A 23,165-nucleotide genomic window follows, 5' to 3' on the forward strand; every position below is an offset into this window, starting at 1 on the left:
GCGAACTTTTGCAGGTCGGCGGCCTTGTGAACGTTGAAGTTGTCCCGGACGAGAACGATCGGGCCACTGAGCTGCTGGTGTGCTGCGATCAACAGGTCCCGGTAGTCGCGCCAGGAGAAGCTCTTGCGTCCATCGCGACGGCCGTCGTCATGGCGGGGCCGGTAGATGAGCCTGGAGCGGTGACCGGGTTTGTCGCAGGTCAGCGCGGCGATGGAGATCCGTCTGCAGGAGCGGCCGCGGACCCGCGCCACCGGGGTCCGGCCGCGCTGTGATCAGGTCTTCGCGTGCGGCGGCGTCATGGAGAATCCGGCTTCGTCCTCGAAGACGGGCCAGGCTCCACGGGCCGCCGCGAGTCTTCCGCGCAGGGCCACACTTCCTTGCCCCACCCGGCCACCATCCCGTCGTCCCGCTCCATGGCCCGTCGGGCCGGGACCTGCCAGGACCAGCCGTTACGCGCCAGCAGTTTCCGCACGCCCTGGATCGTGTAGACCATGTGAAAGCGCCGACCGATCACCGTCTTGATCCGCACCAGGGTCCAGCGCTGGTCCTCCCAGCCGTGCGCGGTCGGCCCCTTGGCCAGCTCCGCCTCCAGCTGCGCGAACTGCTCCTGGCTCAGCCTCGGCAGCGATGCCGGCCCCTGCGACCGCAGGGCCCGCGGATCGCCCTGCTCCCACTATTGCCGCCACCGTCGTACGGAGCGGACGCTGACGCGCAGGGCCTTGGCGATGACCGAGCTCGCCTCGCCCTGGGCGAACCGCTCGGCCGCCTTGAGCCGGTAACTCCTCGCGGAACTGCTGCCGTTCGGCAGTCAGCCCGCCTCCTTGGAGATATCGCATGCTCCGGTGATACCGCACGGACGACGAGCCATCAGCCCCTACAACATCACAAGTTCAACCTCAGCAGTGCTGAGCATGCTCATTCGTCTCCGGGCATGAGCTGACCTCGCGGCGCTGTGGTGGTCCACACGATCACACCAGAGCCTGGGTTCCTCGATCGTTGGTCTAGCAGTCACTGTGGCGACAGGCACTACGTGGAGGCCCCACTGACACCACGGGAGCGTGGCACAAGCCGGAGGCGCTATTCGCAGGATGAGCTCCCGAGACAGGCGCGCCCGCCGACTAGTCCCCAAGATCCGTACGCTCCTCGTACGTGATCATGGGCACTCGGCTGCCATCAGCGGCATCCCGTGACACACCTCAGGCACACGAATGGCCTGCGTTTCCGCAGGCCACAAGGTGTTTTTGCCATCTAGATCGAGAGTGCCCCCTGCAGGATTCGAACCTGCGCACCCGGCTCCGGAGGCCGGTGCTCTATCCCCTGAGCTAAGGGGGCGCGACGTCTGAAAGGTTATCAGCATCCTGGCACCACTCGGGACCAGAAGAAGCTCCTTGAACACATCCAGCGAAAACCGCCCGTGACCACCCCGCTACAGGTTAACTTTGCGCCCGTGGGCGAGGTTCTTGGCAAAGTGCTGGTTGTGGACGATGACGAGGTCATTCGTCAGCTCATCGCGGTCAATCTCAACCTTGAGGGGTTCGAGGTCGCGACCGCCACGGATGGGCAGGACTGCCTCGAGCGCGTGCTCGACGTCATGCCGGACGTCATCACGCTGGACGTGATGATGCCGTGTCTCGACGGCTGGGCCACCGCGCAGCGACTGCGGACGGAGGAGGCCACCAGTCATATCAAGGTCGTGCTGATCACGGCACGGGCGCAGGACGACGACAAGAGGCGCGGACGGGGTATCGGGGTGGACGCGTACCTGACCAAACCGTTCGATCCGGCGGAGCTGATCCAGGTGGTTCGGGACCTGGCGGCGGGCGCTCGGGGTTGAGCCAGGTCCTGTATATAGACCTCCTCTGTCGTCGAGCGATATCGAGTGATGTTGAGCGTTAGCGAGTGAGGTTGAGTGCTTGAGCTGGGGGCGGGCTGCCTGGGAGGGGCGGCTCGCCCCCTTCCATGTCCAGGCCCATCCGCGTCCGCCACCCCCTCCTCTGTGTCCGCACCCCTCCTCTGTGTCCACGCCGCTTCCCGGTTTGCGCGCCCTTCATGGTTGGCCGCCGCTTGCCGCTAAAAGATCTGTCACAAAGAGCCACCAAGGAATTACCAAGGGTGGCACAATGAGCGTGCGGTCATCGCCCTGCGACTTCCTTTCAAACGCTGCGCATCTCGGAGGCTGGGCGATGGCCGCCGCAGCGCCCCAAATCCCCGCCGCCTCAGCTCAAGCCCCCGGCCTCAGCTCAAGGCCCCGGCCTCAGCTCAGGCCCTGCGGCCTCAGCTCAAACTCCGCGACTACTCGACCAGGCCCCGGCGGCGGCCCTCCGCAGCTGCCTGTGTACGGGTCGAGACCTGCAGTTTCCCCAGGATGTTCGACACGTGCACGCTCACCGTCTTCTGTGCGATGAACAGCCGCTCGGCGATCTCCCGGTTGGTCAGCCCCTCGGCCACCAGCCGCAGCACCTCCGTCTCCCGCGCCGTGAGCAACCCGACGTCCGACGGTGCCACTCCACCTGCAGAAGCCACCCCACCCACCAAAGCGGCCTCGCCGCCAGAAGAGGGCCGGGCCGTGAAGCGGGCGCGGCGGCCGAAGGTCAGCAAGGCTCGTTCCAGGGGCGCCGCGCGCAGCTTGCTCGCCGTCTCCCTGGCCAGCTCCCACTCCGCCTGCGCCGCCTCCCGCTCCCCCGCCGCGAGCAGCGCCTCCGCGAGCCGCCAGCGGGCGCGGGCGGCCTCGTAGACGAAGCCGTAGTCGAACGTCTCGACCACCTGACGCCACAGCCCCACGTCGAGCCGGCCGTGCACGCGGTGCCACTCCGCCTCGGCGCGCAGCGCCCAGCCGCGGCCTTCCGGGCCGAGTTGGCCGCGCTGGCCGATGGGGCCGTGGTCGTCGGCGAAGCGGGCGCGTTCGGCCAGGTCGTCGGCCCCGTCGGTACGTCCGAGCTCGGCCAGCGCCCACAGCCCGATGGCGGCCACCCGCAGGTGCCCGGCGTCACCGGGGACGAGCGTGGCGAGCGTGGCGTGGACGTGTTCGAGCGCGGCCTCCGGATCGCCGTTCCACAGGGCGTGTTCGGCGGCCAGGGCCCGCGACATGTACACCACCAGCGGGTCCGACCAGAACGGCCGCACCCAGGCGAGCCGGCTCTCGAAGCCGGGCAGTCCGCGTCCGGCCTCGATGAACAGCGCGAACGACGACAGGGTGGCCTCGGCCGTGGTGCCGACCCTGGCGCCGAAGCCGGCGGCGACGGCCTCGGCCTGGTCCCACTCCCCCGCCACGTAGTGGATGAGGAAGCGCAGGAACCGCAGGTCGGTGCCGTACGTGCTCCACTTCAGCCCCGACTCCGACGCCAGCCGGATCCCCGCGTCGGCGATCTCGGCGGCCTGGGCGAGCAGGCCCTGCTCGTAGTGGATGCGGGCGTGGTGGAAGCGGGCCCGCAGGTCCATCGCCAGGTCGCCGCTGGCCTGCGCGGCGGCGGTCTCGACCAGCTCGCGCGCGCGGGTCACGTCGCCCTGGTGCTCGACGTAGGTGGCCAGGGCGAGCAGCGCGCCGGACTCGGCGTCGCGGGCGCCGGCGGCGCGGGCGGTCTCCAGGGCCCGCCCGGCGACGGACTCCAGCTCGCGGTGGCGGGGGCTCCAGGTGAGCGTGCGGGCCAGGGTGGCCAGGGCGCGGCCCAGCGCGACGTCGTCCTCGGCGCTCTCCACGGCCTGCCCGGCCGTCGCCAGCGCCGCGGTGTCCTCGTCGGCCTCGAACAGGTAGTACGCGAGCCGTTCGAGCACCTCGGACGTCGGCGGCAGGGCCTTGAGCTGGGCGACGGCGCGGTGGATGTCGCCGCTGTCGGCTGCCGTGATCGCGCTGCGCAGCGCCAGGTGGGCGCGGCTCTCGCCGGACAGTTCCGCCGCGCCCTCGACGCGGTCCCACAGGCTGAGCGCGCGGTCGTAGTGGCTGTGCGCCTCGGCTGGGGCGCCCAGGCGCTCGGCGGCCCGGCCGGCCTCCGCGGAGGCGGCCAGCGCGCCGGCCAGGTCGTGGCCGGCCAGGTAGTGGTGTGCGAGTTCGGCGGGCGACGTCAGCAGCCCGGCGAACGCGGCGTGCAGCCTGGTGCGCTCGCCCGGCAGCAGGTCGGTGTAGACGGCCTCCTGCAGCAGGGCGTGGCGGAAGGTGTAGCCGTAGCCGTCGACCCGGAGCAGGCCGCGCGAGACGATCTCGCGCACGGCCTCCTCGAACTCCGGCAGCGGGAGGTCGGAGACCTCGCGCAGCAGCTCGTCCTCGACGCGGCGGCCGGCCACCGCGGCGGCGCGCAGCACCCGCTGGCCCGCCTCCGACAGCACCTCGACCCTGGACATCAGCAGGCTGGCCAGCCCGTCGGGCAGGCTGTCGCCTTCGGAGAGCGCGGCGAACAGCTCTTCGGCGTAGAACGGGTTGCCGTCGGCGCGGCTGACGATGACGCCGAGCTGCTGCGCGTCCACCTCACCCAGGGTCGTGACATAGTCCGACATTTCGCCGGAATCCAGCGGCCCCAGCTCCACGTTCGTCACCGTGGGCAGCCGCTTCAGCTCGGCCAGCACCGACCGCAGCGGATGGCGCCGGTGCAGGTCGTCGGTCCGGTACGTGCCGACCACGCACACCCGCTCGGTCTGCACCATCCGGCTCAGGAAGACCAGCAGGTCGCGGGTGGACCGGTCGGCCCAGTGCAGGTCCTCGATCACGAACAGCACCGGCTGGACGTCGTCCAGCAGCCCGAGCAGCGACCCGAACAGCCGCTGCTGGGTGAGCCCGCTCGACGGCGCGCTCTCCACCCCGGGCAGGAGCTGGCCGAGCATCGGATGGTTCGCGACCGCCTCGCGCACCGCGGGCTCGGCCCCGCGCAGGGCGTCGGCCAGCGGCAGGTACGGCAGCGCGTCGCCCAGCTCGGCGCACTGGCCGACCATGACGCGGAAACCGCGTTGCCGCGCGGTGGCGACCAGTTCGGCGGTCAGCCGGGTCTTCCCGATGCCGGCGTCTCCGCCGACGAGCGCGACCCCGGCCGTGCCGGCGGCGGCGGAGTCGAGCACCCGCGCGAGTCTGGCCAGCTCAGCAGAGCGTCCGACGAGAAGACCGTTCACGCCAGCAACTATGCCACGCGGGACAAGGTGCTCGATTGGTCCATTCTTCCGCCCTCCCATTGGCCGATGTATCAGCGCCAAATCCGCCCTAGCCTGATATTTCGTGATCTCAGTTTCCACGCTCGTCCTCTTCGCGAGCGCCTCTCTGGCCCTGGTGATCATCCCGGGCCCCAACCACCTGTACATCGCCGCCAGAGGGCTCGCCCAGGGCCGCGCGGCGGGGCTGGCCAGCGCGCTCGGCGTGGAGGCCGGCACGCTCGTGCACATCGCCGCGGCCGCGGCCGGGCTGTCCTACCTGATCTCCGAGTCGGCGACGCTGTTCGCGATCGTCAAGTGGGCCGGCGTCGCCTACCTCGTCTACCTCGGCGTCAGGGCGTTCACCGGCAAGGAGCAGTCCGCCGCCGACGCGCCGCGGCCGCAGCCGCTGGGCCGGGTCTTTCTCGAAGGCGTCCTGGTGAACGTGCTCAACCCCAAGGTCGCGCTGTTCTTCCTGGCGTTCCTGCCGCAGTTCGTGGACACCGGCGCGGGCTCGCCCGCGCTGCAGATCGTCGTGTTCGGCGGCACGCTGCTGCTGCTCGGCCTGCTGTCCGACGTCGTGTACGCGCTCACCGCCGGCACCCTGGGCGCCCGCGTGAACGGGAGCCGGGCCGCCCGGAAGGGCCTGCGATACGTCAGCGGCGCCGTCTACCTGGGCCTGGGCGTGGCCACCGCGTTCGCCGGGAGAAAATGAGGCCCATGGCGCCGAGGAAGCAGCAGGAGATCTTCGCCGCGACGTTGCGGCTGGTCGCGGAGAAGGGCTACGACGGGCTCACCGTCGAGGGCGTGGCCGAGCGTTCCGGCGTCAACAAGACGACGATCTACCGCTGGTGGCCGTCGAAGGCCGCGCTGCTGGGCGCGGCGCTGATCGAGTCGGACGTGCTCGGCTTCGACCCGCCCGACACCGGCAGCCTGCGCGGCGACCTGGTCGCGCTGGTGGAGCACCTGGCGCGGCTGCTCACCGTGCCGCCCGCCAGCGACGTCGCGGTGACCGCGCTCGGCGCCGCGGTACGCCATCCGGAACTCGACGCCCGCCGCTTCTTCGCCGACCGCTTCGCCCGCGAACGGGAGATCTTCGAACGGGCCGTGCGCCGCGGCGAGCTCAAGCCGTCGGCCGACCCGATGCTGATCGTGGACCTGCTGGCCGGGGCGGTGTGGGTCCGCTCGGTCTTCCGCGGCCTGCCGCTCACCGACGACTTCACCACCGCCGCCGTCTCGGCCGTACTCCATGGGGTCGTACGCGACGAGGCCGGCTAGAAGGCGGGGTCGGCCAGAAGGCGGGGCCGGCTAGAAGTCGAGAGCGGCCGGGATGCGGTCGAGCACGGGGTGCGGCACCAACCCGTAGGCGTAGAAGTCGACCGCGAGCGCGCCCGCCGCCTTCGCCGCGCGGGCCTTGGCGACGAGCCTGTCGGTGGCGTCGCTGTCGGGGTGGCCGGGCCGCAGCACGGCACGCACCTCGCGGTCCTTGCCCACCGAGCGCAGGTACGCGCCCACGTCGTCGGCCACCCGGGCGGCGTCGCGGGCGTAGGCGAGCACGCCGAAGCCGGGGACGAGGTCGCCCAGCGCCACCAGGTCCACGCCGAGCTGCCAGGCGTCGTGCGCGGCCAGCCCGGGCGTGGGCAGCCCGTCGGTGTAGCCCTTGACCGCGCCGGTCGAGTCGATGAACACCAGCTTGGAGCCCTCGTCGGCGACCGCGGAGGCCACCTCCGAGACCAGCGTGGTGACGGTCTCGGAACGGGCCCGCGCGTACGCCACGACCTCGGGCCCGGCGTACGCGGTCAGCGCGGCCCTGGTCACCTCGCCCTGGGCCGGCGGGTCGCCGTCGAACACGCCGCCGACGATCCGCGCGCACTCGTCGCGTGCCACCTCGGCGTTGACGCCCAGGTCGGTGGCCCGGCGCATGCAGTAGTCGCAGAAGCACAGGCCGAACAGGTAGGCGTCCATCGGGCCGAGCGGCACGAACGAGCGCTGCGGCTTGAGCGGCCTGAAGTGCAGCGACTCGGCGACCACGCTGTCGACGCCGAGCCTGGCCACCGCCCTGGCCAGGGCGACCGCGTAGTCGCGTACGTCGGGATGCGCCGGGCACAGGTCGGTGAGCGAGCCCCGGTCGCCGAAGCAGTCGCGTACGGTGACGTCCGGATGCTCGGCGCCCAGCGTGGCGTTGCGCAGGAACACCGTCCAGCCGTGCAGTTTCATGTCACGGCGGGAGCAGGCCTCGCGCAGCCCGTCGAGCGCGTCGAGATAGCCGGGGACCGGGGCCAGGCGCTGCCCGTCGAACAGGTCGACGGGCGGGCTGAAGTGCGCGCCGTCGTGGCGGAGCGTCAGTCTGGACAGTCCGTGCGGGGTGACGTCGCGGGAGGCGTGGTGCACGACGCCGACGGTGATGCCGCCCACGCCGAACCCGCTGATCCTGTCGAGCACCCGCTCGACGCCTTCGCCTCGCAGGTCCTCGACGAAGACGTATACCGAACTGTCCACGAACAGACCTTACGCGCTCTTGTGCGCGACGAAGTCGATCTCCACCAGGATGCCGAGCAGCTGCGAGCCGACCGTGGTGCGCACCGGGTACGGCTGGGTGAAGTACGACTTGTACACCTCGTTGTACGCGGCGAAGTCGCGCTCCAGGTGCTGCAGGTGCACCGTGGACTTGACCACGTCGTCGAACCCGAGCCCGTGCGCGGCCAGGATGGCGCCGAGGTTGCGCATGACCTGGTGCGTCTGACTGGCCACGTCGTCGCCGACGATCTCACCGGTCTGCGGGTCGAGCGGGCCCATGCCCGAGGTGTAGACGAAGTCGCCGACGACGAGCCCCTGCGAGTAGGCGCCGACCGGGGCGGCGCCTTCGGTGGTCCTCAGCTCCTTTTTCACGACATCTCCCTAGAAGTTGGTGTTCACCGTGCCAACGACACGGTAGTCCCGATCCACCATGGGCAGCACCCGCCACTTGTCGAAGGCGGTGCACGGGTGGGAGATGCCGAAAGCCAGCAGGTCGCCGGGCTTGAGCCCCTCGGCGTGCACCACCGTGTGCTGGTCCTGCATGCGCATCACGGTCACGCCGCCCCGGCGCGGGATGGGCAGCCCCTCGTCGTAGGGCGCGTCGCGCTTGCCCATGCCGACGATCGCCAGCCCGGGCTCCGGCGTGGACAACACGTGCGCCCACACCTCCAGCGCCGGCCGCAGCTCGCCGTCCATGCGGTTGAACGGCGTGCGCTCGCGGTAGTAGCCGTCGTCGTGGCTGACGTACGCGCCGCTGCGCAGCAGGATCCTGGCCTGGGTGGCGACGAGCTCGCGGCCGATCACGTCGAACCACTGGCTGCCGCCGACGGTCAGGATCGGGTTCTTCACCCGCATGTACTCGACGGCCTGTTGCAGCAGGTCGAGGTATTTGCGCACCTCGTCGTCGGTCTTCAGCGAGCCTTCGTAGCCGGCCACGCCGGCCAGCTCGACGCCGGGCGTGCGCTGCACGTACGCGGCCAGGTCGAGCAGGTCGTCCAGGGACCGGCATCCGGCTCGCCCGCCTTCGTGCCCGAGCTCCACGAGCACCCGGAAAGGCCGGGACGAGGCGAACCGAGCGAGGATGTCCACCCCGGCCGTCGAGTCGACGAAGGACAGGAACTCGAACGCGGGATGCGCGTCGAGCTCGGCCGCCGCCCACTTCAGCCCGGCCGGGTCGACCACCTGGTTCGCCAGCATGATCCGGTCGACGCCGAAGCCGCGCACGGTGCGCGCCTGCCGCGGCGTGGCCACGGTCAGGCCCCACGCGCCCGCTTCGAGCTGCATCGCGGCGATCTCAGCGGACATGTGCGTCTTGGCGTGCGGCGCCAGTTCCATCCCATGGTCGCGCGCGAACGCCGCCATGGTGGCCACGTTGTGCTCCAGAGCATCGCGGTGCACCACCATCAACGGAAAACCGAGCTCCCCGTCGAGGACCGACTGGCCAAGGATTCCCTGCACAACACCCCCTTTATCCGCGTCCGACCCTATCTCAATCGGACGAACGATCTTCAGCGCGACCGCAGGGCGCGGCCCGGCGTGGCTCCGGTCGGCGCGCCGCCGGACATCACCGGCACGCCGGACACCAGGACGTCGCCGACCCCGGTCGCGAACGTGCGCGGCGCGGCGTAGGTGGCCGCGTCGCCGACCGTGGCCGGGTCGAACACGACCAGGTCCGCGGCCTGCCCGGGACGCACGAGACCGCGGTCGGCCAGGCCGAACCTGCGAGCCGGGTGCGAGGCCAGGTGCACCACGGCCTGCTCCCACGTCCAGTCGCCCAGCTCGCGCACGTGCCTGCCGAGGAACCTGGCGAACGCCCCGAACCCGCGCGGATGCGGATGACCGCCGACGTAGATGCCGTCGGAGCCGCCGGTGTGCGCGGGGTGACGCAGCACCCGGCGCACCGACTCCTCGCCCGCTGGGCCCTCGTCGGGCCTGGCGGACACGCAGCCGGCCTCCAGCCGGGTCTCCACCAGCAGCCTGCGGCAGAACTCCGCCGGGGTCGCGCCCGCCTGCTCGGCCGCCGCGACCAGGGTCAGCCCCTCGGCCCACTCCAGGCCGGGCGCGTGGGAGACGGTCAGCCTGGGCCAGGTCTCGGACATGGCCGGCCACCATTCGTCCAGGTCGGCCGCGGCGATCATGTCCAGCGCCAGGTCCGGCTCGGCCCCAGGCACGTGCGGCGGCAGCACCACCATCGCCAGGATCGTGCTGCCGCGCAGGTAGGGGTAGGTGTCGAAGGTCAGGTCGAGGCCCTTGCCGTGCGCCTCGTCGAGCAGCGGCAGCAGCAGGTCGGCCGGCCCGTGCAGGTGGGAGACGTGCACGGCGGCGCCCGACCGCTCGGCGATCCGCCCGACCTCGGCCATGCCGATCCCGGCGTTCGCGCCGTAGCCCCGCATGTGGGTCACGTACGGCGACGACTCCAGCGGCGCGCACAGCGCGGCCAGCTCCTCGGCGTCGGCGTAGCGGCCGGGCAGGTATTCGAGCCCGCTCGACAGCCCGACCGCGCCTTCCGACAGCCCGCGCTCGACGTGGCGCACCATCGCGGCCAGCTCGGCAGGCGACGGCGCGGCCGGCGAGGCGCCCATCACGTCGTAGCGGATCGTGCCGTGCGGCAGCAGGTACGCGGTGTTCAGCGCGACCGCCCGGTCGTAGCCGTCGAGCAGCTGCCCCACGGTCAGCGGGCCGGACCTCAGGGACTCGGGCAGCAGCCCGTTGACGGCCGCGAAGTACCGCGAGGCGTAGGCGACGGTCTCGGCCGAGCCTGGCGCGAACGACAGGCCGTCCTGGCCCAGGACGAACGTGGTCACGCCCTGGCTCAGCGCGGCCTGCTGGACCACCGGGTCGAAGACGGCCGCGTCGCCGTGCGCGTGGCAGTCGACGAAGCCGGGCGCGACGAACCGGCCCGTCGCGTCGATCACCGTCGCCGCCGTCGTTTCCGTCTCCGGGCCGATGAGGCGGCCGATCGCGGCGATCCTGTCGCCGCTGATCGCCACGTCCGCGCGGTACGCCGGGGCGCCCGTGCCGTCGAGCACCCGCCCGCCGCTGATGACTACGTCGAACATCACCCCGAGATTCAATCAGAGCTGGGCCGGATCGTCGGTCCGCAGCCGACGTCGGTCCGCACCGGCCGCCTGGCCAGGATCTCGCGGGCCTCGGCCCTGGCCAGGTTCCAGCCGTTCCACGGGTCCGGACTGCCCAGCCCGTTGCCCGCCACCACGTCGCGCAGCACGCAGCTGCGTTGCGGCTCGGGCAGCCGGTCGAGCACCGGCACGGCCTCGGCGCCCAGGTTGTCGAGGTAGTCGGCGTCCAGCCGGTCGAGTCCGCGTACCTCGACCTGCGACCGCGCCACCTGCCAGTCCGGGTTGACCACCGCGAACGCGCCCAGCGACAGCGCGGTCACCAGGACGACCGTGCGGGGCAGCCAGCCCGTGCCGCGGCCGGCCAGCCGTACCGCGCCGGCGATCAGCACGAGCGCGAACACGCCGCCCAGCCACCAGGTCGTGGCCTCCACCGCGAGGCGCAGCCTGGACAGCCCGTACGCGTCGGTGTAGGTCTCCATCCGGTACAGCGCCGAGACCAGCACCACCATGGTCAGCCCGCACAGCACGCCGAGCTGGGCGGCCAGCAGCCACCGCTCGGTCCTGACCACCTTGAGCATGCCGCTGGCGATGGCCACGATGCCGAGCACGAACACGCTGACCACCACGAGCTGGAAGAAGCCCTGCCTGGCGTACTCGGCGAAGGTCAGCCCGGCGGTGCGCATCACCCATTCGGCGCCGCCGAAGAACATCCTGATCTGCACCGCCACGAACGAGGCGAACAGCAGGTTCACCGCCGTGAGCGGCACCAGCCAGACACTTCTGCTCACACTGAACTTCGGCTCGGGGCCGACCGGGTCGACGACCGGCCTGAGCGCCACCAGCACCAGGGCCGCGAGCAGCACCGCGATCATCACGAACACGACGATGCGCGCCGTCGCGCTGTCGGCCCAGTCGGGGGCGGTGGTCAGGTGTTCCAGGTAGCCGGCGAACACCGGGTCGGCCGAGGCGAACAGCACCCCGAACACCAGCAGCAGCACCGCGGTGATGCCGATCGCGGCCAGCCCGGGCAGGATCCGCCGCTTGGCGGTGAGCTTCTTGAGCGGCTTGGCCAGGAACCACGGCACCGGGCCCAGCGCGAGCAGCACGGACGCGCCGCCCCTGATCACGCCGAGCCAGCCCAGCCCGGCCCCGGACACGGCCAGCGCACCCACCCCGGCCCCGGCCAGGAGCAGCAGCGCCACCAGGTAGTCGGCGTCCCGCACGGCCGCCATCGAGATCAGCCAGTACGCCGTGAGCCCGAGCGACACCGTCCACGGGGTCATCCGCCGCAGCAGGGCCGGGAACGCGGCCAGGCCCATCACCAGCGACACCAGCACGACGCCCAGGCCGACCTCCGCCTCGGGCAGCGCCACCGCGGCGAACGCGCCCGCGCCGGCGACGGTGGGGAGCAGCCAGCGGGGGGTGTCGGGCAGTTCCGGCCTGGGGAAGAGCGGGGGCGGCACATAAACGGGCGGCTGCCCACCGGCCTGCCCGGGCGCCTTCTGCGCCGGCTGTCCCGGTCCCGGCTGACCCGGCTGTCCCTGGCCCGGCTGACCCGTTCCTGGCTGGCCCGGCTGACTCGGCCCCGGCTGGCCCGGCTGGGGCATGGCCTGCGGTCCGCGCTGGCCGTGCAGGCTCTGGTACCGGTGGAGCTCCTCGGCCCGCCGCCTGGCCGAGCTCGCGCCCATCGACGCCCCGATCGCCCCGAACAGCGCGGTGACCAGCACCAGCGTGGCCAGCGCGGCCCCGTCACCGGCGACGATGCTCACCATCACCGCGCTGAACATCCCGACCAGGAACCCGACCAGCAGCCCCACCGCGCCGCCCCCGATGACATGGCCCAGACCTCCGCCGGAAGGGGGCGGCGGCGGCCCCGGCATCGGGACTCCCGCCGCCACGTACCCGGGACTCACCATCACCGGCGCCGCCACGGGCGCGGCAGCCGCCCCCGCGGGCTGCAGCTCCCGTTCGAGCGCCGGCTCAGGCACCGGCTCGGGCTCAGGCTCGGGCACCACCTCAGCCACCGCCACCGGTGCCGCCACCAGTGCAGGTTCCGGCACCGGCACGGCCTGCTCCTGCGGCACGCGTTCCGGCGCGACCCCGTCCTGCTCTCCCCCGAGCGGCGCCTCTGCCATCGTCGTCCTCTCTGGTAATTCGACGACCATGCGGCAGCCCGCGCGGCCGTCGTCGATACGGATCGAGCCCCCGTGCAGTTCCACGATCTCCTTCACGATGGACAGCCCCAGCCCGGCGCCGCCCGAGTCGGCCGCCCGCCCGGCGTCCAGCCGGGAGAAGCGCTCGAACACCCGTCCCCTGGCCGCGACCGGGATGCCCGGCCCCTGGTCGGCCACCGCCAGGCGCACCCCGGCCCCGGACGCCGTCGCCGTCACCGTGACCTCGCCCCCGGCCGGGCTGTGCCGTACGGCGTTGTCCAGCAGGTTGGCCAGGACCTGGGCGAGCAGGTCGGGGTCGGCACGCACCACCAGCCCGGCGCGCACGGCCGGGCGGATCGCGACGTCCTCGCGGGCCAGCGACGCCTCGCGCACGGCCTGCTCGATCAGCGGCGCCAGCTCGACGTCGTCCGGTTCGATCAGGCGGACGCCGGAGTCGAGCCGCGACAGGTCCAGGAGCTGGGCGACCAGCCGGCCCAGGCGTTCGGTCTGGGCCAGCGCGGTCCGCATGGTCTCCGGGTCGGGCGCGGAGACGCCGTCCACGACGTTCTCCAGGACCGCGCGCAGTGCGGTGATCGGGGTGCGCAGCTCGTGGCTGACGTTGGCGATCAGCTCGCGCCGCTGCCGGTCCACCTCTCCCAGGTCGGCGGCCATCGCGTTGAACGCCCGCGCCAGCTCGCCCACCTCGTCGCGCGAGGTGGCGCGCACGCGCAGCAGGTAGTGGCCCTTGGCGATGGTCTGTGCGGCCCTGGCCATCTGACGCAGTGGCTTGGTCATGCCCATGGCCAGCACCTGCACCATGATCAACGCCAGGATCACGGCCACCGCGATGCGCACGTCGCGGGTGAAGCCGGAGTTCAGCCCGACCTCGTTCACCACGAACGCGGTGGCCACGGCCAGCACGATCACGATGCCGAGCTTGACCTTGATCCGGCCGAGGAAGTCCAGCGGCCTCATCGGCGCACCAGCGCGTAGCCGACGCCGTGCACGGTGCGCACGACGTCGGAGCCGAGTTTGCGGCGCAGCGCCCGGACGTGGCTGTCCACCGTCCTGGTGGCCGCGGCCTCGGAGAAGCCCCACACGTCCGACAGCAGCCTGTCGCGCTCGAAGACCTGTCCGGGCCGCTCGGCCAGGCGCCGCAGCAGGTCGAACTCGGTCCTGGTGAGCTGCGCCTCGACGCCGCGGACGAACACGCGCCGGGCGGCGGTGTCGATCTCCACCTCGCCGACCCTGATCACGGTGTCCTCCAGTGCGAGCTGGGAGGCGCGGTCCACCCGGCGCAGCAGCGCGTGGATCCTGGCCACCAGCTCGCGCATGCTGAACGGCTTGGCCAGGTAGTCGTCCGCGCCGACGCCGAGCCCGACCAGCACGTCGGTCTCCTCGCCCAGGGCGGTCAGCATGAGCACCGGCACCGGGCGGGCGGCCTGCATCCTGCGGCAGACCTCCAGCCCGTCCAGGCCGGGCAGCAGCCGGTCGAGGATCACCAGATCGGGCTCCGCCCTGCCGTATCTCACCAGGGCGTCGTGCCCGTCCGCCGCCACGCTGACGGCGAAGCCCTCGGCGGCCAGCCTGTCACGCACGGCCAGCGCGATCGTCTCGTCGTCCTCGACCAGGAGGATCCTTCGCTGCTCTGCCACGAGCAAAGCCTAGAAGTGCGCTGTGCAGACGACACTCCCCTATTTGTGCACATCCGGTGCAGAAGCCCCCGCCCGCGCGGGTTGGCCGGGCCGCACGGGCGGTGCAGACTTGGCCGGGTGAACTCCGCCGCTTACCTGCGCCGCCTCGGCCTGCCCGAACTCCTGACCGCGCCGCCCTCCGCGGAGAGCCTGCGCGCGCTGCACGTCGCCCACGTCGAACGGGTCGCGTACGAGGCGCTGGACATCTGGCTCGGCCGGCCGACGAGCATCGACCCGCTCGACTCGACCGAGCGGATCATCGGCGGCCGCGGCGGCTACTGCTACCACCTCAACGGCGCGTTCTCCCACCTGCTCATGGCACTCGGCTACGACGTCACCAGGCACGTCGGCGGCGTGCAGAACAGGAACGCCGAGCCGGGCATCACCGGCAACCACCTGGTGCTCACCGTGCGCGGGCTGCCGTCGGCCGGCAATCCCGGCGGTGAGTGGCTGGCCGACCTCGGGCTCGGCGACGGGCTGCACGAGCCGCTCCCGCTGGTCGCCGGCTCCTACACGCAGGGGCCCTTCACGTACGGGCTGGGTCCGTCCGCGGTCGCGCCCGGCGGGTGGCGTTTCGAGCACGACCCGAGCGGATCGTTCGCCGGAATGGACTTCGGCCCGGAACCCGCCGCCATGTCCGCCTTCCTCGCCAAGCATCACGAGTTGTCCACCTCGCCGGAGTCCGGGTTCGTCCGGGTCGCGGTGGTGCAGCGGCGCGACGCGTCGGGCGTCGACACCCTGCGCGGGCTGGTGCTGACCCGGCTGGGCAACGGCGCGCACACGGTCACGCTCAACACCGCCCGCGACTACTACGCCGCGCTGGCCGACGTGTTCGGCCTGCCCCTGGACGACGTGCCCGCCGAGGAGAAGGACAAGCTCTGGACCAGGCTGCACGATGCCCACGAGGCGTGGCTGGCATAGATGGCCCCGCGCGTGCGCATACCGCTATCGTGCACCTCGACATGGCAGAGACCAGGAAGCTGGCCGGGCGCTACCGGCTGCTGAACCCCCTGGGCGAGGGATCCGTACGGCTGGCCTTCGACGAGTCGGAACACCGTGACGTCGCGGTCAGGCAGCTACGGGTGCCCGCCGAGCTGCGCGAGACGGCCCTGCGGGAGGCGGGACGCGCGGCGGAGCTGCGCCATGCCTCGGTCGCCAGGATCCTCGACGTGGTGATCGACGAAGGCACGCCCTGGTTGGTCATGGAGTTCGTCTCCGGGTCGTCGCTGGAGCAGGCGGTGCGCTCGCGCCGGCCGCTGCCGGTGATGCAGGCGGCCAGGATGGGCGTGTGCGTGTTGTCGGCGATCGTGGCCGCGCATGCGGCCGGGATCGTGCACGGCCGCATCGAGCCCGCCAACGTGCTGCTGACCTCGACCGGCCGGGCCGTGCTCGCCGGGTTCGGCGGGCCGAGCCTGAGCATGCGGCCGTCCGCCGACCTGTGGTCGCTGGCCGCCACGCTGCACTTCGCGATCGAGGGCCGGCCGCCCGGCCAGATCCCGGCCGAGGGCGCCGACCCGCTGCGTTCGCTGATCAGGGCCATGCTGCAGCCCGGCGGCGCGCCGCCGGTCGAGGTGGTGCGCACGACGCTGGCCCGGCTCGCCCTCGACCGGCCGCTCGACCAGCTCGTCGAGTCCGCCGGGCCGCTGCCGCCGGCCACCGTGGCGGCGATCGGGCTCGACCTGCTCGACCAGCTCCAGGCCAGGGGCGCGCATCACGGCGCGGTGCAGCCGGGCGGCGTCCTCGTCGACGCCGACGGCTACGCCACGCTGGTCGCGCCGCTGGCCGCCGCGACGCTGCCGGCGTACGCGGCGCCCGAGGGCGTGCCGAGCCAGGCGGGTGACCTGTGGTCGCTCGGCGCCACGCTGTTCATGGCCGTCGAAGGCCGGCCCCCGGCCCCTGGCGCGCCGCTGACCAGGGCGGGAGCGCTGGCGCCCGTGCTGTTCCAGCTGCTGTCCGGCGACCCGGCCGCCCGGCCGGCGCCCGACGTCCTGCGTCACGAGCTCCAGGCCGTCATCCGGTGATCTGCTTACCCGGCCGTCAGGTCCGGTGACGGCGCTCCCTCTGCGCGGCGATCCCGGCCGCGCGGATGGCGGGACGGCGCTCGCGGCCGTCCCGGTCGTCGCGTTCCTGGTGCTCTTCCTGCACGGCCCGGCGCCGCCGCTGTGGCGGGACGAATCGGTCAGCGCGCTGGCCGCCAGGATGCCTCTGGCCGAGCTGTTCGAGCTGCTCGGCGACCTCGACGCGGTGCACGCGCTGTCCTACCTGATCCTGCGTCCCTTCGCCGTGCTCGGCGGGCCGCCCGAGCTGGTGCTGCGGCTGCCGTCGATGCTGGCGTTCACCGTGGCGGCGTACGGGCTGGCGGTCCTGGGCCGCAGGCTGGCCGGGACGGTGGCGGGGGTCGCGGGCGGCCTGATCTACGCGCTGACCCCGATCGCGCTCAGGTACGCCTGGGAGGCCCGCTCGTACGCGCTGGTCAGCGCGGTCGCGGTGCTGGCGTTCTGGCTGCTGGCGGAGGCGGTGGAGCGGCCGTCGCGATGGCGGTACGCCGGATACGCCGCGAGCGTCGCGCTGCTGGGCTGGCTGCACCTGTACGCGCTGCTGCTGGTGCCCGCTCATCTGGTCGTGGTGCGGACGCGCGGGATGCTGGTGCCCGCCCATCTGGTCGTGGCGCGGACGCGCGCGGTGCTGGTCGCGCTGGCCGGGGCCGGGGCGGCGCTCGTCCCGCTGGTGATCGTCGCGGCCGGGCAGCGCGAGGCGCAGGTGTTCTGGCTGAAGCGGCCGGGCTGGGCCGAGGTGGCCGCGTTCCCGCTGGAGGTCGCGGGCGGGCTCTGGCCGGCGGTCGCGCTGTTCGGGCTGGCGCTGGTGGGGGCGGCGCGGGCGCCGTCCGTGACGTGGTGGGCGGTGCTGCCGGTGGCGCTGTCGTTCGCGATCTCCCAGGTGCAGCCGGTCTACCACCCGCGTTACGTGCTCTTCTGCGTGCCCGCGCTGGCGCTGCTGGCCGGGATCGGGCTGGCGCGGGTGGTGCGGTCGTGGCCGGGGGTGGCCGCGTCCGTGGTGGCCTTCTGCCTGCTGACGCTGCCCGTCCCGGTGCACGAGCGGCCCGACGACCTGCGCGGCCTCGCCGACGTGCTGGCCGCCGAGCAGCGGCGGGGCGACGCGGTGCTGTTCGTGCCGCGCCGGTTCAGGCTGTTCGTGGCCGTGTACGCCGAGCCGTACGAGAAGCTGACCGACCTGACGCCGCGCCCGCCGGCCGAGCTGGCCGGGGCCGGACGGGTGTGGCTGGTGTCACCCAGGATCGGCGCCAGGTACGCTGCCGGCGAGCACTACCAGGCGCTGCGGCGCGGCCTCACACCTGGGCAGACTCGCACGTTCGGGACGATCCACCTCACGCTCTACACCCGCGGCCATTGAGATACATCGCGAACTGGAACCGCGACGGTGGGTCCACACGTTGGACCAGAGACGCAGAATGTGAGAGAGGCGGAGCGCGCGCTCCGCGTTCGGAGGAAGTTGGGGATGTCGCCAGTCCAGAAGTACGCCATCGGCGCAGGCGCCGCGGTTCTGCTCTCGTTGATCTTCTTGCCCGGTTGGGTGACTCTGCTGGTCGTCCTCGGCGTGGTCGCCGCCCCGGTGGTCGGCTACATGATGCTCGACCCGTCGCAGCGTGAGCGGCTCAAGCGGGCCCGCAGGCGCGGCATCGGCCGCTGACCCGCCCGCAGACCGCGGGCCCGCTCGACCACCGGCGGGGGCCTCAGGCCTCCGCCGTCGTCGTCGCGACCTGCACCCGGTTGGTGACCCGGCGCTCGACGTAGAACGACAGGAACGGCACGGTGCCGCCGAGCATGACCCCGAGCATGTACGGCCAGCTCCAGCGGGCCTTCATGCCCAGGTTCATGACCGCGACCAGGTAGAGCATGTAGAGGCCGCCGTGAATCGGGGCGATGATCTTCGACAGCTCCGGTGAGTCGAAGCCGTAGCGCAGCACCATGCCCACGCAGAGGACGAGCAGCATGACGCCGACCACGTAGGCGAGCGCCCGGAAGGGCTTCAGAGCCGATTCCACCGTCAACCTTCCAGAACCATCTCAGGGGACTTGGCGCGGTCCCGATCAGAACGTACGGCGTCGCGTACGAAGTGGAACCACATGAACACGGCGAATCCCGCAAAGATCCACCAATTAGCCGCGTAAGCCAGGTTACGCCAGGTCAGCGTGCCTTCGGTCGCCGGCGGCGGAACCTTCACCTGCGTGAGCGAGCCCGACGGCGGCGTGGCGACCAGGTAGCCGTTCCGGATCTTCTGCCCGGTCCACAGGTTCACCAGCTCGCCGGTGGACACCGTCTGCACCTGGCCGGCGGGCAGCCCTTCCGGCCGCCGCTGCACCATGTCGGTGCCCTGCTGGGCACGCAGCCGGCCGGACACCTCGACCCGGCCAGGCGGCACGGCCGTGCCCGGGTCGTCGGCCTTGGCCGTCCAGCCGCGGACGACCGGCATGAGCGTGCCGTCGTCGAGCCTGATCGGCGTGAGCACCCAGTAGCCGTGGTCGCGCGAGACGTTGCCGCCCGGCGCGTCGACGTCGGGGCGGCGGTCGGCGACCAGCAGTTGCCTGCCCGCGTCGTAGACGCCCGCCGCGGTGACCATGCGGCCCACGCTCTCGCCGTCGAGCTGCTGCCCGAGCGGGGCCAGCGTGCCGACGGCGACGGGCGCCGGGTCGGCGGTGGCGAGCGGCTTGCCCGAGTCCTGGAAGACGCCGAGCTGCCAGCGCCCGAGCAGGATGAAGCCGATCAGGACCCCGATCGTCAGCAGGTGAAGCCCCACGATGCGGGGAGAGAGCAGGGTCCTGAGCATGCTTCCAAGCTATCCGGCCGGGCCGGTGGTCCCGAACTCAGCCCGGGCTACAGATCACATCAAAAAGGTGCAAACACCTCAGGCGCTCGCGCTAGGCTGCTCACCATGTCTGATCAGCACATCGATCCCGCGGGGAACACCCAGCAGTTCCGCGCTTTCGCGCAGCGGGCCGAGCAGGAGTCCGCGGCGCCCAAGAAGTCGTCGCTGCTGCCCATCGTGGCGGTGGTCGCGGTGATCGTGGTCATCGGCGTCGCCGCGTTCTTCCTGCTCCGCTAGCCTCCAATCACACAGCGCACACATCCCGCCGCGGAAGCCGTGGCGGGTCTTCGTCGTTTCCCGCCGGTCTCCCCTGATCTAGAACAAGCGCCTGCTCTGGCTCGTCCAAGCGGGTATGCGAACCTTCGCCGCACTCCTCGCGGCCGCCGGCCTGGCACTCGGCCCCGCCCCGGCGACCCCGTCTCAGGCACACGCGGACGTACACCCCTCGCGCCACTCGCTCGTCCACCCCGCGCGCTACGTCTCGCTCGTCGAGTGCGCCGGCGCCAGGCCCTGCGGCCCCTGGCGGCTGCGCCTGCACGACGGCACCGTCCTGCGCCTGCCCGACGCCCAGGTGCACCCGCTCTCACGCACCGGCAAGCCGCAGCGGAAGTACGGCGCTCCCGTCGCGCTCAGCGGCGAGCAGGCGGTCACGATGCTCGACTGGACCGCGAACCGGCAGCTCACCCTGCACGTCGAGGAGCGGCTGCTCAAGCGCCTGGCGATACTCCGGCTGGACCTGGGCACCAGCAGGTTCACCGTGCGCGACAGGTACACGGTCGACCACCGGGCCTGGGGGTTCGAGGCCTGCGGCGGCTGAGGCATACCGTCCGGTCGGTGTGACGGTTCTCACTGGCCCGCACCCCTGGACCGGACGGGGTGAGCCGGAATACATTGGACGATGTGTCCAATAAGCTGGCGCCGACGACCGCGGACATCAGGCCGCGCCGGGTCCGGTTCTCCTGGGAGGAGACGCCGCTGCACTGGGTGCCCGGCGACCCGTTCTCCACGCACCTCATCAACGTCCTGCACCTGCTGCTGCCCGCCGGGGAGCGATGGTTCGTGCACGTGTTCAAGCAGGCACTGCCCCACGTCACGGACGAGGAGTTGAAGCGGCAGGTCAAAGGCTTCATGGGCCAGGAGGGCACGCACGCGGTCGCGCACCAGCGGGTTCTGGAGCACATGAAGGAGCAGGGCCTCGACCCGGCGCCGTACGTGGCGAACGTCGAGTGGCTGTTCGAGCGGCTGCTCGGCGACCACACCCTGCCGCCCGTGGCCGCGCGGTACTGGCTGATGGAGCGGCTGGCGATCATCGCGGCGATCGAGCACTACACGGCCGTGCTCGGCCAGTGGATCCTCGGGGCCGAGGCGCTGGACCGGGCCGGGGCCGACCCGGTGATGCTGGACCTGCTGCGCTGGCACGGCGCCGAGGAGGTCGAGCACCGCAGCGTGGCGTTCGACCTGTTCACGCACCTCGACGGCGGCTATCCGCGGCGCGTCAGGACGATGGCGCTGACCGGGGTCGCGCTCGTCTGGCTGATCAGGCGCGGGGCGGCGTTCCTGCTGGCCCACGACCCGCTGGTCCGCGGCCGCCTGCGCGTCAAGTGGACGCACTTCTTCCACCGGGCCCACCAGGGCCGGGTGCCGACGCTCAGGAGCCTGGCCCTGGCCGCGCCGCGCTACCTGCGTCCGGGCTTCCACCCGAGCCAGGAAGGCGATCTCCAGCAGGCGCTGGACTACATCGCCCGCTCACCGGCCCACGCCGAGTTCGAGGGACACAGGAGGACCAGTGGCTGACCCAGGGCTAGTGATCATCGGTTCCGGCTTCTCCGGGATCGGGATGGCGATCAAGCTGAAGGAGGCCGGATACCACGACTTCGTCATCCTGGAGAAGGCCGACGACCTCGGCGGGACCTGGCGGGACAACACCTACCCCGGCTGCGCCTGCGACGTGCCGTCGCACATGTACTCCTTCTCCTTCGAGCTGAACCCCGGCTGGTCGCGCATGTTCTCGCCGCAGGCCGAGATCTGGGACTACATGCGCGCGTGCGTCGCCAAGTACGGCATCGGCCCGCACTTCAGGTTCGGCAAGCGCGTCGTGTCGCTGGAGTACGACGACGAGCGCAGGGACTGGACGATCGCCACCGACGACGGCGAGACGCTGCGGGCCAACGCGGTGGTGTCGGGTATCGGCGCCCTCCACATCCCGAAATTTCCGGAGATTTCAGGGCGGGAGACCTTCGCCGGCCCGACCTTCCACTCCGCCGAGTGGGACCACTCGGTCGACCTGACCGGCAAGCGCGTGGCCGTCATCGGCACCGGGGCCTCGGCCGTGCAGTTCGTGCCGCAGGTCGCTCCGCAGGCGGCCCAGCTCACGCTCTTCCAGCGCACGCCCCCGTGGATCCACCCCAAGCCCGACTTCGCCGTCCCGCCGGCGATGCGGCGGGCCCTGCGGCTGCCCGGCCTAGCCAGAGCCCTGCGCAACGGCATCTACTGGACGCTGGAGACCCGCGCGCTCGGCTTCGCCGTGGACCCGCGGCTGATGAAGGTGCACGAGAAGCTGGCGCTCCGGCATCTGGAGAACCAGGTGCCCGACCCTGAGCTACGCCGCAAGCTCACCCCCGACTACACCATCGGCTGCAAGCGCCTGCTCATCTCCAGCGACTACTATCCCACCCTGACCAGGGAGAACGTCTCGCTCGTCACCGACGGCATCGCCGAGATCCGCCCGCACTCCATCGTGGACGCGGCCGGCGTGGAGCACCAGGTGGACGTGATCATCTACGGCACCGGGTTCAGGGTCGTCGACGCGCTGCAGGACCAGCGGATCGTCGGCAGGAACGGGCTCAAACTCCAGGACGCCTGGCAGGACGGCATCGAGACCTACCTCGGCATCAGCACCGCCGGGTTCCCCAACCTGTTCTTCCTGCTCGGGCCCAACACCGGGCTGGGGCACAACTCGGTGGTCTTCATGATCGAGTCGCAGGTGCGCTACGTCATCGACTGCCTGCGGCTGCTGTCGAAGACCCAGGCCAGGGCGATCGACGTCAAACCCGAGCAGCAGCGGGAGTTCAACCGGCGGCTGCACGAAAGGCTCGATCCGCTCGTGTGGAACGCGGGGGGCTGCAAGTCCTGGTACCTGGACGAACACGGCGTGAACCGGACGGTCTGGCCGGGCTTCACCTTCGAGTACTGGGCCCGTACCAGGAGGGTGAAACCCGGCGCGTACCAGCTCATCTACTGAACCAGCAGTCCCATGACGACCGGGCCGAACGCGGTGCCCAGCAGGTAGCACAGGTTGAACAGGCCGATCGCGACCGGCCTGCGCGACTCGGGCGCCGCGGCGACCGCGCGGCCGGCCAGCACGCCCTGCCCGGAGGCGGCCGCGATCGAGGCCGCCGCCTGGGCGGCCAGCAGCAGCGCCGGCCAGGCGGCCAGGGCCGCGACCGGGACGGCCAGTCCTGAGGTGACCATCAGCGCGAGCGTCACCGTGGCCGGTCGCAGCCGGGCCGAGGCCGCCACCACGAACCACGACAACGCGCCGCCGAACAGCAGCGGCCAGACCATGGCCAGCCCGATCCGCGCCGGCGTCCACGACGTCAGCTCGCCCAGCCGGACGGGCAGCGCGTAGATCAGCCCGAAGTTGACCACGGCCAGCGCGAACGCCACCCCGGACGCCGCCAGGAACCCCGGCGACCACAGGCCCGGTCACGGCGTCGGGCGGGGCGGTGGCG

The 23,165-nt window shown here is 71.9% G+C and carries 23 protein-coding genes, 1 tRNA gene and 1 pseudogene; 11 read left to right on the top strand and 14 right to left on the bottom strand.

Annotated elements, in window-relative coordinates; all coding sequences use genetic code 11:
• The 4 genes and pseudogenes from HII36_RS40210 to HII36_RS40220 all read right to left on the bottom strand — a co-directional run.
• Nucleotides 1-251 (bottom strand): annotated as a pseudogene (locus HII36_RS40210) (IS630 family transposase); the annotation flags it as partial.
• Nucleotides 252-295: 44 nt separating this feature from the next.
• On the bottom strand, nt 296-649 hold the full coding sequence (locus tag HII36_RS59510) for a helix-turn-helix domain-containing protein (protein WP_456238030.1): 354 nt from the start codon (nt 647-649) through the stop codon (nt 296-298).
• 24 nt (nt 650-673) lie between these two features.
• A complete protein-coding gene (locus tag HII36_RS59360) occupies nt 674-808 on the bottom strand; it encodes a helix-turn-helix domain-containing protein (protein WP_407940856.1) in 135 nt (44 codons plus the stop codon).
• Nucleotides 809-1,260: 452 nt separating this feature from the next.
• A tRNA-Arg gene (locus HII36_RS40220) sits at nt 1,261-1,332 on the bottom strand.
• 115 nt (nt 1,333-1,447) lie between these two features.
• Here HII36_RS40220 and HII36_RS40225 point away from each other — a divergent pair.
• Entirely contained in the window at nt 1,448-1,834 is a 387-nt protein-coding gene (locus tag HII36_RS40225; protein ID WP_328808108.1) for a response regulator transcription factor, read from the top strand.
• 458 nt (nt 1,835-2,292) lie between these two features.
• Here the strand turns inward: HII36_RS40225 and HII36_RS58920 are convergent, their stop codons facing one another.
• Nucleotides 2,293-5,094 (bottom strand): helix-turn-helix transcriptional regulator, encoded by a 2,802-nt coding sequence (locus tag HII36_RS58920; protein WP_328808109.1) that lies wholly within the window; start codon nt 5,092-5,094, stop codon nt 2,293-2,295.
• A gap of 103 nt (nt 5,095-5,197) precedes the next feature.
• On the opposite strand from HII36_RS58920, the gene HII36_RS40235 reads away from it, so the two are divergent.
• Both HII36_RS40235 and HII36_RS40240 read left to right on the top strand, forming a co-directional pair.
• Nucleotides 5,198-5,824, top strand: coding sequence for a LysE family translocator (locus tag HII36_RS40235; RefSeq protein ID WP_173528591.1), 627 nt, complete (start codon nt 5,198-5,200; stop codon nt 5,822-5,824).
• A 5-nt stretch (nt 5,825-5,829) separates the two neighbouring features.
• A complete protein-coding gene (locus tag HII36_RS40240) occupies nt 5,830-6,387 on the top strand; it encodes a TetR/AcrR family transcriptional regulator (protein WP_173528592.1) in 558 nt (185 codons plus the stop codon).
• Nucleotides 6,388-6,417: 30 nt separating this feature from the next.
• Here the strand turns inward: HII36_RS40240 and HII36_RS40245 are convergent, their stop codons facing one another.
• The 6 genes from HII36_RS40245 to HII36_RS40270 are packed head-to-tail and all read right to left on the bottom strand — an operon-like array spanning nt 6,418 to nt 14,511.
• A complete protein-coding gene (locus HII36_RS40245) occupies nt 6,418-7,608 on the bottom strand; it encodes a hypothetical protein (RefSeq protein ID WP_173528593.1) in 1,191 nt (396 codons plus the stop codon).
• A 9-nt stretch (nt 7,609-7,617) separates the two neighbouring features.
• Nucleotides 7,618-7,998, bottom strand: coding sequence for a RidA family protein (locus HII36_RS40250; RefSeq protein ID WP_173528594.1), 381 nt, complete (start codon nt 7,996-7,998; stop codon nt 7,618-7,620).
• Between the two features lie 9 nt (nt 7,999-8,007).
• Entirely contained in the window at nt 8,008-9,084 is a 1,077-nt protein-coding gene (locus HII36_RS40255; RefSeq protein WP_328808110.1) for an alanine racemase, read from the bottom strand.
• A gap of 50 nt (nt 9,085-9,134) precedes the next feature.
• Nucleotides 9,135-10,685, bottom strand: coding sequence for an N-acyl-D-amino-acid deacylase family protein (locus HII36_RS40260; protein ID WP_217370552.1), 1,551 nt, complete (start codon nt 10,683-10,685; stop codon nt 9,135-9,137).
• An 11-nt stretch (nt 10,686-10,696) separates the two neighbouring features.
• On the bottom strand, nt 10,697-13,831 hold the full coding sequence (locus HII36_RS40265; protein ID WP_173528596.1) for a DUF4153 domain-containing protein: 3,135 nt from the start codon (nt 13,829-13,831) through the stop codon (nt 10,697-10,699).
• Nucleotides 13,828-14,511 (bottom strand): response regulator transcription factor, encoded by a 684-nt coding sequence (locus tag HII36_RS40270; protein ID WP_328808111.1) that lies wholly within the window; start codon nt 14,509-14,511, stop codon nt 13,828-13,830. The genes HII36_RS40265 and HII36_RS40270 overlap by 4 nt, the downstream gene beginning before the upstream one ends.
• 117 nt (nt 14,512-14,628) lie before the next feature.
• Between HII36_RS40270 and HII36_RS40275 the strand changes: the two genes are divergently transcribed.
• The 4 genes from HII36_RS40275 (at nt 14,629) to HII36_RS40290 (ending at nt 18,258) form a co-directional block, all read left to right on the top strand.
• Nucleotides 14,629-15,471, top strand: coding sequence for an arylamine N-acetyltransferase family protein (locus HII36_RS40275; RefSeq protein WP_173528598.1), 843 nt, complete (start codon nt 14,629-14,631; stop codon nt 15,469-15,471).
• A 41-nt stretch (nt 15,472-15,512) separates the two neighbouring features.
• Nucleotides 15,513-16,571, top strand: a complete 1,059-nt coding sequence (locus HII36_RS40280; protein ID WP_173528599.1) for a serine/threonine-protein kinase — start codon at nt 15,513-15,515, stop codon at nt 16,569-16,571.
• 25 nt (nt 16,572-16,596) lie between these two features.
• Nucleotides 16,597-17,961, top strand: coding sequence for a glycosyltransferase family 39 protein (locus HII36_RS40285; protein WP_173528600.1), 1,365 nt, complete (start codon nt 16,597-16,599; stop codon nt 17,959-17,961).
• A 105-nt stretch (nt 17,962-18,066) separates the two neighbouring features.
• On the top strand, nt 18,067-18,258 hold the full coding sequence (locus HII36_RS40290; RefSeq protein WP_173528601.1) for a hypothetical protein: 192 nt from the start codon (nt 18,067-18,069) through the stop codon (nt 18,256-18,258).
• Nucleotides 18,259-18,301: 43 nt separating this feature from the next.
• On the opposite strand, the gene HII36_RS40295 is transcribed toward HII36_RS40290, so the two are convergent.
• Entirely contained in the window at nt 18,302-18,613 is a 312-nt protein-coding gene (locus HII36_RS40295) for a DUF3817 domain-containing protein (RefSeq protein ID WP_173528602.1), read from the bottom strand.
• A gap of 2 nt (nt 18,614-18,615) precedes the next feature.
• On the bottom strand, nt 18,616-19,395 hold the full coding sequence (locus HII36_RS40300; protein ID WP_173528603.1) for an SURF1 family protein: 780 nt from the start codon (nt 19,393-19,395) through the stop codon (nt 18,616-18,618).
• Nucleotides 19,396-19,500: 105 nt separating this feature from the next.
• On the opposite strand from HII36_RS40300, the gene HII36_RS40305 reads away from it, so the two are divergent.
• The 4 genes from HII36_RS40305 (at nt 19,501) to HII36_RS40320 (ending at nt 22,675) form a co-directional block, all read left to right on the top strand.
• On the top strand, nt 19,501-19,671 hold the full coding sequence (locus HII36_RS40305; RefSeq protein ID WP_173528604.1) for a hypothetical protein: 171 nt from the start codon (nt 19,501-19,503) through the stop codon (nt 19,669-19,671).
• Nucleotides 19,672-19,786: 115 nt separating this feature from the next.
• Nucleotides 19,787-20,251 (top strand): hypothetical protein, encoded by a 465-nt coding sequence (locus HII36_RS40310; RefSeq protein WP_173528605.1) that lies wholly within the window; start codon nt 19,787-19,789, stop codon nt 20,249-20,251.
• Between the two features lie 83 nt (nt 20,252-20,334).
• Nucleotides 20,335-21,228, top strand: coding sequence for a metal-dependent hydrolase (locus tag HII36_RS40315; protein WP_328808112.1), 894 nt, complete (start codon nt 20,335-20,337; stop codon nt 21,226-21,228).
• Entirely contained in the window at nt 21,221-22,675 is a 1,455-nt protein-coding gene (locus tag HII36_RS40320) for a flavin-containing monooxygenase (RefSeq protein WP_173528607.1), read from the top strand. The genes HII36_RS40315 and HII36_RS40320 overlap by 8 nt, the downstream gene beginning before the upstream one ends.
• Here HII36_RS40320 and HII36_RS40325 read toward each other — a convergent pair.
• The gene (locus HII36_RS40325) at nt 22,669-23,100 is read right to left on the bottom strand and encodes an MFS transporter (RefSeq protein WP_328808113.1); all 432 of its coding nucleotides are present in this window, start codon (nt 23,098-23,100) and stop codon (nt 22,669-22,671) included. The genes HII36_RS40320 and HII36_RS40325 overlap by 7 nt on opposite strands.
• Nucleotides 23,101-23,165 lie beyond the last annotated feature (65 nt).

This window comes from Nonomuraea antri (assembly GCF_013283785.1).
Lineage (GTDB): Bacteria > Actinomycetota > Actinomycetes > Streptosporangiales > Streptosporangiaceae > Nonomuraea > Nonomuraea antri.

Excerpts from the sequence above, each read along its gene's own strand:
- HII36_RS40240 (WP_173528592.1), top strand. The coding sequence starts at position 5,830 with ATGGCGCCGAGGAAGCAGCAGGAGATCTTCGCCGCGACGTTGCGGCTG.
- HII36_RS40260 (WP_217370552.1), bottom strand. The coding sequence starts at position 10,685 with ATGTTCGACGTAGTCATCAGCGGCGGGCGGGTGCTCGACGGCACGGGC.
- HII36_RS40265 (WP_173528596.1), bottom strand. The coding sequence starts at position 13,831 with ATGAGGCCGCTGGACTTCCTCGGCCGGATCAAGGTCAAGCTCGGCATC.
- HII36_RS40280 (WP_173528599.1), top strand. The coding sequence starts at position 15,513 with ATGGCAGAGACCAGGAAGCTGGCCGGGCGCTACCGGCTGCTGAACCCC.
- HII36_RS40290 (WP_173528601.1), top strand. The coding sequence starts at position 18,067 with ATGTCGCCAGTCCAGAAGTACGCCATCGGCGCAGGCGCCGCGGTTCTG.
- HII36_RS40300 (WP_173528603.1), bottom strand. The coding sequence starts at position 19,395 with ATGCTCAGGACCCTGCTCTCTCCCCGCATCGTGGGGCTTCACCTGCTG.
- HII36_RS40305 (WP_173528604.1), top strand. The coding sequence starts at position 19,501 with ATGTCTGATCAGCACATCGATCCCGCGGGGAACACCCAGCAGTTCCGC.
- HII36_RS40310 (WP_173528605.1), top strand. The coding sequence starts at position 19,787 with ATGCGAACCTTCGCCGCACTCCTCGCGGCCGCCGGCCTGGCACTCGGC.